The following is a 13842-nucleotide window of genomic DNA, read 5'->3' as shown; positions in this document are numbered from 1 at the left end:
CTCAGCGCTCTTCACTGCAACGAACCGCATGCTGGGACGGCTGGCCGCTTCGGCTATCGCCTCGGCGTCGGCGCGGTCATTCTTCTGGCGTTTCACGAACGGCTTCACGTAGGCGGCCGGAATCAACCGCACCTCATGGCCACTTGACTGGGCAACACGGCCCCAATGATGCGACGTAGCACAGGCCTCCATCGCCACCACACAATGCGCTTGCTCCGCTAAGAGCTGATACAGCCGTGGGCGCGTTACCGACCTATTGAATGCAACAGCGCCGTCCGCCATGACGCCGCAAACCTGAAAACTGCCCTTGGCAACATCAATCGCCAAAATGCTAATCTCTGACATGGATGCCTCCCTCGCGTTGGTTCCTACGAAACCGTTATGGCACACTCGATGCCGTCGGGTGGGGGCATCCACGGGTGGGGGCATCCACCGCATCAGTTCACAGTGCCCGCAGCCGCTGCGGCACCTGCACCGCCGTCTGCGGGGACTGCATCACCGTAAACTCTCTTTACAATTTCATTGGGAATGGCGTGCCCCAGCTATGGTGTGGGCCCGGCTTTCCCATGCCGAGCCTTTAGTCTCGGCCCTTCGGACTGCAATCCCATTGCGCTTGGGGGCGGGACGCGCGAGTGCAACCCTACTCACTGAAAAATTGTTCCCAAGCAAGACCGCACCCGGTTCGTGGCGTCGAAGTTCCGCTTCGCCGGCTAAAGGAAGTCACTTCTGCAGCGCAGCGAATTCACACTTCCCGCCCATTTCGTTGAAAAACTCCCCAATCGACGGAAAGAAGACAGGTCGGCAGAACATCATCCCGAGAAGCAGCGAGATCGCAAACGATGTTTGCAGGGTGGTACATCACGGGAACGATGTTCCAAATTCTTGAGACGGTTTTCTGGTTGAAGGGTTTTTTTACAGAATCCGCCCTCCTTGACGTCCAGGTCGACCGCTGCACGGGTCTGGCCCTTGTGCATTCGGACATCCTATTTGCTGTACAGGTCGCTTGATGGGCAACGGGCTACTGCAGCCGGAGACGATATCTGCCCCGATGCTATGAACTTGAGGCGGCTCGACATGAAGCTGAGCGAAGCAGGAAGCGCCAAGTGACGCGCTTCGAACCAACCCCCTTGAAAAGCCTAATAAATGCGAACAGGGCATTGACCACAGCGCGAAAAAATATGCGCGCCGCGAAAAAAAATACTCGCTCCCCTACAGCGCCTCAGAAATCGAGGTTTTCCACCGACAGGGCGTTGGACTGTATGAACTCGCGGCGCGGTTCGACCACGTCGCCCATCAGCTTGGTGAAGAGGTCGTCCGCCTCGGCCAGATCGTCGACCTTGACCTGTAGAAGCGTGCGCGCCTCGGGGTCGAGCGTGGTTTCCCAAAGCTGATCGGGGTTCATCTCGCCCAGACCCTTGTAGCGTTGCAGGGTCAGGCCCTTCTCGCCCTCAGCCAGCACCGCCTCGAGCAGTTCGGTGGGGCCGTGGATCAGTTGCTCACGGTCCTTGCGCACCAGATTGGCCGGGTCGCGGTAGTGGTCGCGGGTCTCGGCGCTGATCTGGCCCAGCCGCCGCGCCTCGCCCGAGCGCAGGACGGCCCCGTCCAGCGTGCGCACCTCTTCGACGCCGCGCAGGATGCGCGCCAGCCGGATGCCGTGATCCTGGGTGATCCGGCCCTGCCAGCCGCGCTCATACTCCGCCGCGACCAGGTCAAGGCGTCGGGCCACGTTGTCGGCCACCGCCTGCAGATCGCCATCGGCCGCGCCCGGGTCGAACGCCCCGGCCAGCGCCGCCTGTTCGAGGATGTTGCGCGGATAATGCGTCGGGAAGGCGTCGAGCACCCGGCGCACGCTGCGCGCGGCCTCGACCACGCGGGCCAGATCTTGCCCGGCGATCTCCTCGCCGTTCGACAGCTTGAGCACGGTGCCCTCGGTGCCCTGCTGGATCAGGTAATCCTCGAGCGACGGCTGGTCCTTGATGTAGACCTCGGACTTGCCGCGCGCGACCTTGTAGAGCGGCGGCTGCGCGATGTAGAGATAGCCGCCCTCGATGATCTCGGGCATCTGCCGGAAGAAGAACGTGAGCAACAGCGTGCGGATATGCGCGCCGTCGACGTCCGCGTCCGTCATGATGATGATCTTGTGATAGCGCAGCTTGGAGATGTCGAACTCGTCGCGGCCGATGCCGGTGCCAAGCGCGGTGATCAGCGTGCCGATCTCCTGGCTCGACAGCATCCGGTCGAACCGCGCCCGCTCGACGTTCAGGATCTTGCCCTTGAGCGGCAGGATCGCCTGGTTGTGGCGCGACCGGCCCTGTTTCGCCGATCCGCCCGCGGAATCGCCCTCGACCAGGAACAGCTCGCGCTTGGCGGGGTCTTTTTCCTGGCAGTCGGCCAACTTGCCGGGCAGCGACGCCACGTCCAGCGCAGACTTCTTGCGCGTCATCTCGCGCGCCTTCCGCGCCGCTTCGCGCGCCAGCGCCGCCTCGACGATCTTGCCGACGATCATCCGGGCCTCGGCCGGGTGTTCCTCGAACCAGTCGCTGAGTTTTTCGTTCATCAACCCCTCGACCGCCGGGCGCACCTCGGACGATACCAACTTGTCCTTGGTCTGCGACGAGAACTTGGGGTCCGGCACCTTCACCGACAGAACGCAGGTCAGCCCTTCGCGGGCGTCGTCGCCGGTGAAATTGACCTTTTCCTTCTTCGCCAGCCCGGAGGAGTTGGCGTACAGGTTGATGGTCCGCGTGAGCGCGCCGCGAAAGCCCGCAAGGTGGGTGCCGCCGTCGCGCTGCGGGATGTTGTTGGTGAACGGCAGAACGGTCTCGTGATAGCTGTCGTTCCACCACATCGCGACCTCGACGGTGATGCCGTCGCGCTCACCGACCATGTGGATCGGCTCGGGGATCATCGGGCTTTTGTGCCGGTCGAGGTATTTGACGAATTCCATCACCCCGCCGTCATAATGCAACTCGGTGCGCAGCGGCTCGGCCGGGCGCTCGTCCTCGAGGAGGATGCGCACGCCCGAGTTCAGGAACGCCAGTTCCCGCAGCCGGTTTTCCAGCGTCTTGAAACTGTAGTCGAGGTTCGAGAACGTGTCGGTCGAAGCCATGAAACGCACCATCGTGCCTTTCCGGCCCTCGGCGTCGCCGACGACCTCGAGCGACTCGACCGTGTCGCCATGTTCGAACCGGACCCGGTGTTCCTTGCCCTCGCGCCAGATCGTCAGTTCCAGCCAGTCCGACAGCGCGTTGACCACCGAAACGCCGACGCCGTGCAGGCCGCCCGACACCTTGTAGGAGTTCTGGTTGAATTTGCCGCCGGCATGAAGCTGGGTCATGATGACCTCGGCCGCCGAGACGCCTTCTTCTTCGTGGATGCCCACGGGAATGCCGCGCCCGTTGTCCGTGACCGAGACGCTGTTGTCGGCGTGGATCTTCACGTTCACCGAGTCGGCATGGCCGGCCAGCACCTCGTCGATGCCGTTATCCACGACCTCGTAGACCATGTGGTGCAGGCCCGAGCCGTCATCGGTGTCACCGATATACATGCCGGGGCGCTTGCGAACCGCCTCTAGTCCCTTGAGAACCTGGATAGAATCCGCCCCGTATTCCGGGGACTTCTGCGCGTCGTCGGCCATGCAAGCCTTCCTTGGAATGAATGCGCAAGTTATAGGGGGTTCGGCCCCGGTTTACCAGCGTTTCGCCCCCATATTTGGGGGTCCGGCTCAGGCGATATGCCCGGCCTCGTCAAGCGGCGAGAACGGGTTGAAAGCAAACTCCCAAAGGTGCCCGTCGGGGTCGGCGACATAGCTGGAATAGCCGCCCCAATCGGTCCTGAACGGTGCGCGCACCGGGGTCGCGCCAGAGGCGATCGCATGGGCATAGGCCGCGTCCACCGCCTCGGGCGAGGGCTGGTTCTGGGCCAGCGTCATCGCGCCGGTCTTGAATTCGCCGATGTCGCGCCCGGTTTCCTCGGCCAGACCTTCCAGCGTGAACAGGGCGAACTTTGCACCGTTCATGTCGTAGAAAGCGACCTTGTCCATCGCCTCCTCCAGCACCCAGCCCAGCGCCTCGTAATAGGCGCGCGCACGGGCCAGGTCGGCCACGGCGAGGGTGATGAAATTCACCCGGTTCAACGGCAGGCTCATGTGTCGGTCCTTTCCTCGATCTCGCTGACCCCGTTCACGTCGCGAACCTCGATCTGTTGTGCGCGCGCGCCCAGGGGCTCGAACAACTCCGGCCCGGTGCCGGTCATGAAGGCCTGCGCCCCGAGCGCGCAGATCTCATCGTAGAGCGCGGCGCGGCGGGTGGCGTCCAGATGCGCCGCGACCTCGTCCAGCAACAGGATCGGCGGCGCCCCGAAATCGCGCGCCAGGGCGCGAGCATTGGCCAGGATCAGCGACACCAGCAGCGCCTTTTGCTCGCCGGTCGAGGCATCCTTGGCCTGGACCCCCTTGGCGGCATAGGTCGCGGCCAGATCGGCCCGGTGCGGCCCGGCCAGCGTGCGCCCGGCCATCAGGTCGCGCGCCCGCCCCTCGTCGAAAGCAGCCAGCAGCGCGTCCTCGCCCTCCGGCCCGTCCTCGGCCCCATCGGCATGCAGCAGCGTCAGGTCGGCGGTGGGAAAGCCGGTCTCGGCCTCGGCCTGCGCGCCGGCCAGAAGGTCGACCGTCGCGGCGCGGTTGTCTTGGATTTCGGCCCCGGCCCGCGCCATCTGCGCCTCGAGCGCGTGATACCAGTGCCGGTCCCGCGCGCCGTCCTTCAAAAGCCGGTTACGCTCGCGCATCGCCTTGTCGTAGGTCAGCACCGCCTCGGCATGTCCCGGCTCAAAGCTCATCGCCATCCGGTCGAGAAAGCGCCGCCGCCCGTCCGACCCCTCGGTCCAGAGCCGGTCCATCGCCGGCACCAGCCAGACCATGCGCGCGATCCGCCCCAGCGCCAGTTGCGGCGCGGTCTTGCAGTCGATGGTGACTTGCCGGGGCTGGCCGGGTTCGGCCCAGGTCTCGACCTCGTGCAATTGGTGCAGCGACTGGACAAGCGCGGTGATCTTCCAGCCTAGCGCCTCGGGCCGGCGCGCGACCTCGTCCGCCGCGGCCCGGCGCAGACCGCGCCCCGGCGACAGCAGGCTGACCGCTTCGAGGATGTTGGTCTTGCCCGCGCCGTTCGCCCCGTAAATCGCCACCGGCCGCCCGTCCAGCGCCAGCACCGCGCGCCGATGCGAGCGGACATGGCTGAGCGTCAGGTTGCGCAGGAAAAGAGCGGTCACACGCGCATCGGCATCACGACATAGATCGCGCTGGTGTCATTGCCTTCGCGCATCACCACCGGCTGGCCGGAAGTGTCGAACAGGAATACCGCGTTCTCCCGGTCGACCTGGCTGGCGATCTCCAGCAGATACTTGGCGTTGAAGCCGATCTCGATCGGCTCGTCGCCGTAGGCCACCGCCAGTTCTTCCTCCGCCGCCCCGGCGTCGGGGGCGTTCACGGACAGGATTAGCTTGTCCTCGGACAGCACCAGCTTGACGGCGCGCGAGCGTTCGCTCGACACCGTGGCGACGCGGTCGACCGCCTGGGCGAACTCGCGCGCGTCAACCTCCATCTTCTTGGTGTTGCCGGTCGGGATCACGCGGCCATAGTCGGGGAAGGTTCCGTCGATCACCTTGGAGGTCAGGGTGATTTCCGGGGTCGCGAAGCGCACCTTGGTTTCGCTGACCGAGACCGCGATCTGGGCCTCGTCATCGTCAAGCAGCTTGCGCAACTCGCCCACAGTCTTGCGCGGCACGATCACGCCGGGCAGACCCTCGGCGCCCGCGGGCAGATCGGCATCGACCCGCGCCAGCCGGTGCCCGTCGGTCGCCACGCAGCGCAAAACCTTGCCGCCCTCGGCCTCGGCCACGTGCATGTAGACGCCATTGAGGTAATAGCGCGTCTCCTCGGTCGAGATCGCGAATTTCGACTTGTCGAACAGCCGCCGCAGCACCGGCGCGGGGGCCGAGAAATTGGCGCTGTATTCCGAACTGGCCATCACCGGGAAGTCTTCGCGCGGCAGCGTGGCCAGCGAAAAGTTCGAGCGCCCGGCCTCGACCGTCAAACGCCCCGAGGCGCCATCGTCGGCCAGCACCACCAGCGCCCCATCGGGCAGCTTGCGCACGATCTCGTGCAGGGTCACGGCGCTGACGGTGGTGGCGCCGGCGCGCTCGACCATCGCCGGCACGCGGTCGACCACCTCGATATCCAGATCGGTGGCGCGGAACGAGACATTGCTGCCCTCGGCCTCGATCAGCACGTTGGCCAGGATCGGGATGGTGTTGCGCCGCTCGACAACCGATTGCGCCTGCCCGACCGCCTTGAGCAGCGAGGCGCGTTCGATGGAAATCTTCATGTCCCACTCCCGGCAAATATAGGGACGCCGACCATAGCCCGTGACGCGTCCGTCGCAAGATTTTTCTGGACTTTCCGAGAGTTTCCCAAGGCCGTCAAGGGCTGTGCGACGCACGTGGCGCCGCGTCTCAGGCCTCGAGCGCGCGGCGCAGAAGCTCGACATCCTCCGCGATCTGCGAGTCGGTCTTGATCAGCTCTCCGATCCGGCGCACCCCGTGCATCACCGTGGTATGGTCGCGCCCGCCAAAGCGGCGCCCGATGTCGGGCAGGCTGCGGGTGGTCAGTTCCTTGGCCAGCCACATCGCCACCTGGCGCGGACGCGCCACAACGCGCTGACGCTTGGGGCCGACCATGTCGGACATGCGGATGTTGTAATGCTCGGCCACCTTGCGCTGGATCTCTTCGACCGTGACCTTGCGGTCGGTCATGCGCAGGATGTCGGCCAGCGCGTCCTGGGCCTTTTCCAGCGTGATCTCCTGCCCGACCAGCGAGGCAAAGGCGAACAGCCGCATCAGGCCGCCCTCGAGCACCCGCACGTTGGTGGTGAGGCGGTGGGCGATGAATTCCAGCACTCCGTCGGCGATCTTGAGTTCCGGGTATTGCTCGCGGTAGCGGGCGACCTTGGTTTGCAGGATGCCCAGGCGCAGTTCGTAGTCGGTCGGGTGCAGGTCCACCACCAGCCCCGATTGCAGGCGCGAGCGGATGCGGTCCTCGAGATCCTTGATCTCGCCCGGCGCGCGGTCGGCCGACAGGATGATCTGCTTGTTGTGATCCACCAGCGCGTTGAAGGTATGAAAGAATTCCTCCTGCGTCGATTCCTTGCCGGCGATGAACTGCACGTCGTCCACCATCAGCACGTCGACCGAGCGGAACAGGTGCTTGAAATCCATCATCTGCTTTTCGCGCAGCGCCTGCACGAAGCGATACATGAACTGTTCCGCCGACAGATAAACCACCTTGAGCGACGGGTCGCGCGCGCGCATGTCCCAGGCGATGGCGTGCATCAGGTGGGTCTTGCCCAGCCCCACGCCGCCGTAAAGAAACAGCGGATTGAAGGTGACGGGTCCGCCCTCGGCCACCCGGCGGGCGGCGGCATGGGCAAGCTGGTTGGGCTTGCCGACCACGAAACTGTCGAAGGTGAACCTGTTGTCCAAGAGCGCGCCAGGCAGGTCGTCGCCCTCGGCCCGGACGGGCCTCGCGCCGGTCGCGCGGTCCGGCGTGGCCGCCGGGCTCTTGTCGAGCTTGGGCACCGCGAACACCAGCCGCGAGACCTCGGCACCCGAACGCACCAGGTGTTGCAGGATCTGGTCGCCGAAATTCCGCTCGACCCAGTTGCTCATGAAGTTGGTCGGCACCAGGAACGTCGCGACACCGTCCTCAAGCTCGGCGAACTCCAGCGGCTCGATCCAGTTGCGGTAGTTGTTCTGACCGACTGCCTGTTGCAGCGAATCGCGGACCTTGCCCCAGTGCTCGTTTGTCATTCTCGTTCCGACCCGAATCTGTCCCTGGCCGCATCGCGGCGATTGTCTGTCCCGTCACGCCGGCCAAATCGCGGCGCCCCGCGACGCTGTGGTCACGGGCTGCAATCCTGTGCCGAAATGGCACGCTGACATGGAAAGACATGCGCCCACGGCGCAGGCGCGCCGGTGGCGGTAACGGACGACCGAACGCCAGGATCCCCACCCCCCGTTCGGTCAATCATGTCGTGACGACACCGCGAACCGTCCCCCCGGACCGTTCGCGATAGGCTGCCGGCGGCATTGTCGCCGGACCTGCGCGCCCCGAGTCGTTTTCCCAAGTCAGCGAAGTGAATCGCCTGGGCAAATTAGCGGTCGGGTCGCGCGCTTCGCAACCGATCTTCAACCTTGACTCTGAAAAGGCGGAAACGAATCCCGGGTGCCTTTCACGAATCCGATTTTTTCACAGGAAAACCGGCCGCGGACAAAAAAAGACGCGCCCGAAGGCGCGCCCCAGCGTTGTAGTTTGGCCGCAGTCTGGCCTTGCGAACGGCGCTCAGCCCAGCGCCTTCACCCGCGCCGACAGGCGCGACATTTTGCGCGAGGCGGTGTTCTTGTGCAGGACGCCACGGGTAACACCGCGCATGAGTTCGGGCTGGGCCGCTTTCAGGGCGGCGGCGGCCTTGGTCTGGTCGCCCGAGGCGATCGCCTCTTCGACGCGGCGCAGATAGGTGCGGATGCGCGAACGGCGGGCTTTGTTGATGTCCATGCGGCGCTCGTTCTGACGAGCGCGTTTCTTTGCTTGGGGCGAATTCGCCATTGGTCTTTCCCTTTCCCGGGTCTCGATTTCAATTCTGTCGCGCAACGAGACCCGACCGGGGTTTTCCAAACCGGCTCATCCGACCAAAGCGGGTCTCACGCGCATGTGGGGGCCTCTTACGAGGTTTTCGCCGCGTTGTGAAGCCCCCCGGAAACGTCGGCCTCTAACGGTCGCGGAACTGCGGTTCGCGCTTTTCGAGGAAGGCGGCCATGCCCTCCTTCTGATCCTCGGTCGCGAACAGCGAATGGAACAGGCGGCGCTCGAACAGGGTCGCCTCGGTCATCGGCATTTCCTCGGCGCGGTTCACCGCCTCCTTGATCGCCATGACCGACACCATGCTTTTCTCGGCGATCTTGCGGGCCGCCTTCTGCGCCTCTTCCATCAGCTTCTTGGCGGGCACCACGCGGCTGACCAGCCCGGCGCGTTCGGCCTCTTCGGCGTCCATGAAGCGCCCGGTCAGGTTCATGTCCATCGACTTGGCCCGGCCCACCAGCCGGGTCAGGCGCTGGGTGCCGCCCATGCCGGCCATGACGCCCAGGTTCACCTCGGGCTGGCCGAATTTCGCGGTATCCGACGCGATGATGAAGTCGCACATCATCGCCAGTTCGCAACCGCCGCCGAGCGCATAGCCCGACACCGCCGCGATGATCGGCTTGCGGATGCGCAGGATCGCCTGTTCCTCGGCGGTGAACAGGTCGCCCGCGAACACCTCGACGAAGCTTTTCGTGCTCATCATCTTGATGTCGGCCCCGGCGGCGAACGCCTTTTCCGAGCCGGTGACGATGCAGCAGCGCACCTTGTCGTTCTTCTGCGCCTCGCCCAGCGCCTCGCCAAGCTCGCGCAGCAGGTCGATGCTGAGAGCGTTCATCACGTCCGGGCGATTGAGCCGGACCGTGCAGATGTTGTCCTCGATATCGACGATGATGTTCTTGTAGGCCATGAGCGTTCCCGATCCATCCCTTGGGCTGCCGTCAGGGTCCGACTCCTATGCGAGTCCCGCCCAAAGGATCAAGTCATCTTTGGCAACGCGGGCAATAGAAGCTCGACCGCCCGGCCTGCACGATCCGGCGCACCCGGCCCGCGCAACCCTCGGTCGGGCAGGGTTCGCCCTCGCGTCCATAGACCCGGAACCCGTGCTGGAAATAGCCCAACTCGCCGTCCGCCTGCCGGTAGTCGCGCAAGGACGAACCGCCGGCGGCGATCGCATCCGTCAGCACCGCGCGGATGATCGGCACCAGCCCCGCAATGCGCGCAGCCGAGATCGCGCCTGCCTTGCGCGCCGGATGGATACCGGCCCGAAAGAGCGCCTCGCAGACATAGATATTGCCCAGCCCGGCGACGATACGCTGGTCCAGAAGGGCGGATTTGATCGGCGTATTCTTCCCCGCCAGCGCCGCGACGAGGTAATCCTCGTGAAACGCATTGCCCAGCGGCTCCGGCCCCAGCCGGGCCAGAAGGGGATGCGCGCTGCCGATGGCGAACAGGTCCATCGCGCCGAACCGGCGAGCGTCGTTGAAGGTGATCCGCGCGCCGCCGTCCATGTCCATGACGACATGATCGTGCTTTTCCGGCGCCGGGTGATGGTGGTGAAACTTGCCCAGGCTGGTGCCGGAAATCAGCATCCGCCCGGACATGCCCAGATGGATCAACAGCGTCTCGCCGGTGTCGAGATCGGCCAGGATATACTTCGACCGTCGTCCCAGCGCGGTGACCGTCGCCCCGGTCAGCCGCGCCGCCATGTCCGGCGGAAACGGCCAGCGCAGACCCTCGCGCCGCACCTCGGCGCGGGCGATCCTCTGGCCCATCATCACCGGCGCCAGCCCGCGGCGCACTGTCTCGACTTCCGGCAATTCCGGCATTGGCGCGGCCCCTTCCATTGTCTGCCCCTGCCCGGCGCTATATGAGGGGTCAGATTGCACCTGTGGACAAGGGCCGATGACAGCGCCAGACAAGAAAACCACGCATTTCGGCTATCAAACCGTCGACGAGGACCAGAAGGCCGGGATGGTCCACGGTGTCTTTACCAACGTCGCCTCGAAATACGACATCATGAACGACGCCATGTCGATGGGCATCCACCGCATCTGGAAAGACGCGATGATGGACTGGCTGGCGCCGCGCCCGGGGCAAAAGCTGCTCGACGTGGCCGGCGGCACCGGCGATATCGCCTTCCGCTTTCTCGACCGCGCGCCGACGGCGCGGGCCACCGTGCTGGACATGACGGAATCGATGCTGGTCGAGGGCCGCAAACGCGCCGAGGCCGGGCGCATGGCGGCGAGCCTTGACTGGGTGGTGGGCGACGCGATGGCGCTGCCGTTCCCGGACAATGCCTTCGACGTTTACACCATCAGTTTCGGCATCCGGAACGTCACCCGCATCCCCGACGCGCTGTCCGAGGCTTTCCGCGTGCTGCGCCCGGGTGGGCGGCTGATGGTGCTCGAATTCAGCCAGATCCCGAATGCGCTGATGCAGAAGGTCTATGACCTCTATTCCTTCAACGTGATCCCGCGCATGGGCAAGCTGATAGCCAACGATTCCGACAGCTATCAATACCTCGTCGAATCGATCCGCAAGTTCCCCGACCAGGAAACCTTCGCGGCCATGATCCGCGAGGCGGGGTTCGAGAACGTGAGCTATCGCAACCTGTCGATGGGCATCGCGGCGCTGCACTCCGGCTGGAAGATCTGATGCGCGGGCCGCACAACATCTGGCGCCTGGTGCGCACCGGGGCGACCTTTGCCCGGACCGGCGCGCTGGGCGTGGTGCTGGAGGCGATGGAGGCGCCGCCGCTGGTGCGCGTGGCGGTGCGCGTGGTGAGTTGGCCCTTTGCCTTTCTCGGCCACAAGGGCGACCCGGAGCGCCCGCCGCTGACCCGCGCGCTGACGGCGCTTGGCCCGGCCTACATCAAGTTCGGCCAGACCATGTCGACCCGGCCCGACGTGGTCGGCGAAGACCTGGCGCGCGAACTGGCTTATCTGCAGGACAAGCTGCCGCCGTTTCCCACCGAGATCGCGCGACAGACCATCGAAGCCGAGCTTGAGATCGAGGTCGACGCGGTATTCTCGGAATTCTCGCCCCCGATCGCCGCCGCCTCGATCGCCCAGGTTCACCGCGCCCGCATCGCCGCCACCGGCGAAGAGGTGGCCGTCAAGGTGCTGCGCCCGCGCATCGAGCGCGCCTTCCGCACCGACCTCGACGCGTTCCATTTCGCCGCCGCGATCCTCGAGGCGATGCTGCCGATGTCACGCCGGTTGCGCCCCTCGGACGTGGTGCAGCACTTCGAAGATACGGTGATGGGCGAGCTTGATCTGCGGCTGGAAAGCGCCTCGGCCTCGGAATTCGCCGAGAACACCAAGGACGATGCAGGGTTCGTGGTGCCGGCGGTCAACTGGGGGCTGACCTCGAAGCGGGTGATGACGCTGGGCTGGGGCGAAGGCATTCCGGCCAACGAGGTCGGGCGCGTGCGTGAGGCCGGGCTGGACTGCGAGGCGCTGGGCAACCGGGTGCTGCACCTGTTTCTCAGCCACGCGCTGCGCGACGGCTTCTTTCACGGCGACATGCACCAGGGAAACCTGAAATTTGCTCTGAACGGCGACATCGTCGCGCTGGATTTCGGGATCATGGGGCGGATCGACGAATACACCCGCCGGGTCTATGCCGAGATCCTGTTCGGCTTTATCCGCCGCGATTACCGCCGCGTGGCCGAGGTGCATTTCGAGGCCGGATACGTCCCCGCCGATCAGGATGTCGACGAGTTCGCCCGTGCGCTGCGCGCCGTGGGCGAGCCGATTTTCGGCATGGACGCCACCCAGATCTCGATGGGCCGGCTGCTGCATTACCTGTTCGAGGTGACCGAATGGTTCGGGATGCAGACCCGGACCGAGCTGATCCTGCTGCAGCGCACCATGGTCGTGGTCGAGGGCGTCGCGCGCTCGCTCAACCCGCATATCAACATCTGGCAGGTCGCCCGCCCGGTGGTCGAAACCTACATCTCCGATTCGATCGGCCCCAAAGCGGTGCTGACCGACCTTGCCAAGACCGCCCGGGTGCTGGCCCGGTTCGGCCCGCGCCTGCCGGGATTGGCCGAGGCGGCGCTGATCCGCCAGGCACACCCGCCGCAGGACGAACGCCGCGCCCGGCCCTATCGCGCGATGGGCTATGTCGCGCTGGGTGGCGGCATCGCGCTGGCCGGGGTCTGGCTGGTGTCTATCCTCTGAGCGCGGCGCCGAGCGCTTGGCCTTCCAGCTTTGCCGCCCGGGCATAACCGGCATCGCCGCGCGCCGCGCGCCACAGGCAATAGGCCGCCATGCGCCAGTGAAACAACGGCTGCAACGCCCGGAAGCGCGCCACGATGTCCGGCCTTCCATAGGCGTCGAGGAACGCCTCGGCCTTGGCCGCGGACAGCGGCGCATTGCCCGACACCGCCTGCATTGCGGGTGACAAGAACAGCGACAGGTCGCCCGCTGGATCGCCCCGCCCGGGGCATTGCCAGTCGATCAGCGTGACCCCGGCGGGCGTGACCAGAACATTTCCGGCGGTCGCATCGCCATGCACGAACACCGGCGCGGCCCCGGAGGTCGGGGCCTCCGGCGGCTCCTGCGCGGCAAGTTCGGCCCCGGCCTGCCCGATATCCGCCAGCATCGCCCGCGCCTGGTCGCGCATCGCCCGCGCATCGCTCGGGCGCGGCGGCAGGTCGGGCGGCAGCGGTTGCGAATGCAGACAGGCCAGCGCACGCGCCACCGCGCCCGCATCATCCTGCGGGCGCCAGACGCGGCCCGCGACATGCAGATAGATCAGGCTGCCGCCCGCCTCGGTCGCGGCGTCCGCAACGAAATCCGGGGCCAGCCCGGTGCCGGACAGGGCCCGCAACGCCGAGGCTTCGGCTGCGGGATCGTTGGCGAACAGCGGCGTCTCGCCGCCGGGGCGGTAGAGCTTGCACACCAACACCGGCGCGCCGGGCCCGGCCGGCACGATCCGCCAGACCCGGTTGGTATTGCCGCCCGGCAAGGCCTGCCAGCGCGCTTTCGGCGCAACAACCCCGGCCGCGACCCAATGCGCCACCAGCGCGGCGGGCGGTTCCGCCGCTCCGCTGCCATCGGGTTTGTCTGCCTGCACCTTTGCCGTCACCACGCGCGCCCTTCGAAGGCGCGCACGCTAGGGCCGTGCCTGCGCTGTGGCAAGCCCGGGCC

General features: G+C 65.9%; 12 protein-coding genes. 2 read left to right on the top strand and 10 right to left on the bottom strand.

Going from position 1 to position 13842, the window contains the following annotated elements; translation table 11 throughout:
- The 9 genes from FVF75_RS16920 to mutM all read right to left on the bottom strand — a co-directional run.
- The coding region (locus FVF75_RS16920; protein WP_148379376.1) for an IS110 family transposase at positions 1 to 345 on the bottom strand (345 nt) is incomplete at its 3' end.
- A gap of 874 nt (positions 346 to 1219) precedes the next feature.
- Positions 1220 to 3637 carry a DNA topoisomerase (ATP-hydrolyzing) subunit B gene (gene gyrB / locus FVF75_RS16915; protein WP_148379957.1) on the bottom strand — a complete coding sequence of 806 codons (2418 nt, stop codon included), beginning with the start codon at positions 3635 to 3637 and terminating at the stop codon, positions 1220 to 1222.
- 87 nt (positions 3638 to 3724) lie between these two features.
- The gene (locus FVF75_RS16910; protein WP_342779826.1) at positions 3725 to 4147 is read right to left on the bottom strand and encodes a VOC family protein; all 423 of its coding nucleotides are present in this window, start codon (positions 4145 to 4147) and stop codon (positions 3725 to 3727) included.
- Positions 4144 to 5262 (bottom strand): DNA replication/repair protein RecF, encoded by a 1119-nt coding sequence (gene recF / locus FVF75_RS16905; RefSeq protein ID WP_148379956.1) that lies wholly within the window; start codon positions 5260 to 5262, stop codon positions 4144 to 4146. Before recF ends, FVF75_RS16910 begins: the two co-directional genes overlap by 4 nt.
- The gene (dnaN, locus tag FVF75_RS16900) at positions 5259 to 6377 is read right to left on the bottom strand and encodes a DNA polymerase III subunit beta (protein WP_148379955.1); all 1119 of its coding nucleotides are present in this window, start codon (positions 6375 to 6377) and stop codon (positions 5259 to 5261) included. Before dnaN ends, recF begins: the two co-directional genes overlap by 4 nt.
- A 127-nt stretch (positions 6378 to 6504) precedes the next feature.
- Positions 6505 to 7857: a chromosomal replication initiator protein DnaA gene (dnaA, locus tag FVF75_RS16895; protein ID WP_148379954.1), complete on the bottom strand. Its 1353-nt coding sequence runs from the start codon at positions 7855 to 7857 to the stop codon at positions 6505 to 6507.
- A gap of 532 nt (positions 7858 to 8389) precedes the next feature.
- Positions 8390 to 8653 carry a 30S ribosomal protein S20 gene (gene rpsT / locus FVF75_RS16890; RefSeq protein ID WP_148379953.1) on the bottom strand — a complete coding sequence of 88 codons (264 nt, stop codon included), beginning with the start codon at positions 8651 to 8653 and terminating at the stop codon, positions 8390 to 8392.
- A gap of 163 nt (positions 8654 to 8816) precedes the next feature.
- Entirely contained in the window at positions 8817 to 9593 is a 777-nt protein-coding gene (locus FVF75_RS16885; RefSeq protein WP_148379952.1) for an enoyl-CoA hydratase, read from the bottom strand.
- Between the two features lie 73 nt (positions 9594 to 9666).
- The gene (mutM, locus tag FVF75_RS16880) at positions 9667 to 10512 is read right to left on the bottom strand and encodes a bifunctional DNA-formamidopyrimidine glycosylase/DNA-(apurinic or apyrimidinic site) lyase (RefSeq protein ID WP_148379951.1); all 846 of its coding nucleotides are present in this window, start codon (positions 10510 to 10512) and stop codon (positions 9667 to 9669) included.
- A 76-nt stretch (positions 10513 to 10588) separates the two neighbouring features.
- On the opposite strand from mutM, the gene ubiE reads away from it, so the two are divergent.
- Both ubiE and ubiB read left to right on the top strand, forming a co-directional pair.
- Complete coding sequence (gene ubiE, locus FVF75_RS16875) at positions 10589 to 11341, top strand: bifunctional demethylmenaquinone methyltransferase/2-methoxy-6-polyprenyl-1,4-benzoquinol methylase UbiE (RefSeq protein ID WP_148379950.1); 753 nt, start codon at positions 10589 to 10591, stop codon at positions 11339 to 11341.
- Positions 11341 to 12870, top strand: a complete 1530-nt coding sequence (gene ubiB / locus FVF75_RS16870) for a 2-polyprenylphenol 6-hydroxylase (RefSeq protein WP_148379949.1) — start codon at positions 11341 to 11343, stop codon at positions 12868 to 12870. The genes ubiE and ubiB overlap by 1 nt, the downstream gene beginning before the upstream one ends.
- Here the strand turns inward: ubiB and FVF75_RS16865 are convergent.
- Positions 12860 to 13783: an aminoglycoside phosphotransferase family protein gene (locus FVF75_RS16865; protein WP_148379948.1), complete on the bottom strand. Its 924-nt coding sequence runs from the start codon at positions 13781 to 13783 to the stop codon at positions 12860 to 12862. The genes ubiB and FVF75_RS16865 overlap by 11 nt on opposite strands.
- Between the last annotated feature and the right edge of the window lie 59 nt (positions 13784 to 13842).

This window comes from Maritimibacter fusiformis, from assembly GCF_008086115.1.
GTDB classification, from domain to species: Bacteria; Pseudomonadota; Alphaproteobacteria; order Rhodobacterales; family Rhodobacteraceae; genus Muriiphilus; species Muriiphilus fusiformis.
Note: the sequence above shows the minus strand (reverse complement) of the source record. Positions and strands in the feature narration are given on the sequence as shown.

Coding starts and splice junctions, on each gene's coding strand:
- gyrB (WP_148379957.1), bottom strand. CDS start 3,637: ATGGCCGACGACGCGCAGAAGTCCCCGGAATACGGGGCGGATTCTATC.
- FVF75_RS16910 (WP_342779826.1), bottom strand. CDS start 4,147: ATGAGCCTGCCGTTGAACCGGGTGAATTTCATCACCCTCGCCGTGGCC.
- dnaN (WP_148379955.1), bottom strand. CDS start 6,377: ATGAAGATTTCCATCGAACGCGCCTCGCTGCTCAAGGCGGTCGGGCAG.
- dnaA (WP_148379954.1), bottom strand. CDS start 7,857: ATGACAAACGAGCACTGGGGCAAGGTCCGCGATTCGCTGCAACAGGCA.
- rpsT (WP_148379953.1), bottom strand. CDS start 8,653: ATGGCGAATTCGCCCCAAGCAAAGAAACGCGCTCGTCAGAACGAGCGC.
- FVF75_RS16885 (WP_148379952.1), bottom strand. CDS start 9,593: ATGGCCTACAAGAACATCATCGTCGATATCGAGGACAACATCTGCACG.
- mutM (WP_148379951.1), bottom strand. CDS start 10,512: ATGCCGGAATTGCCGGAAGTCGAGACAGTGCGCCGCGGGCTGGCGCCG.
- ubiE (WP_148379950.1), top strand. CDS start 10,589: ATGACAGCGCCAGACAAGAAAACCACGCATTTCGGCTATCAAACCGTC.
- ubiB (WP_148379949.1), top strand. CDS start 11,341: ATGCGCGGGCCGCACAACATCTGGCGCCTGGTGCGCACCGGGGCGACC.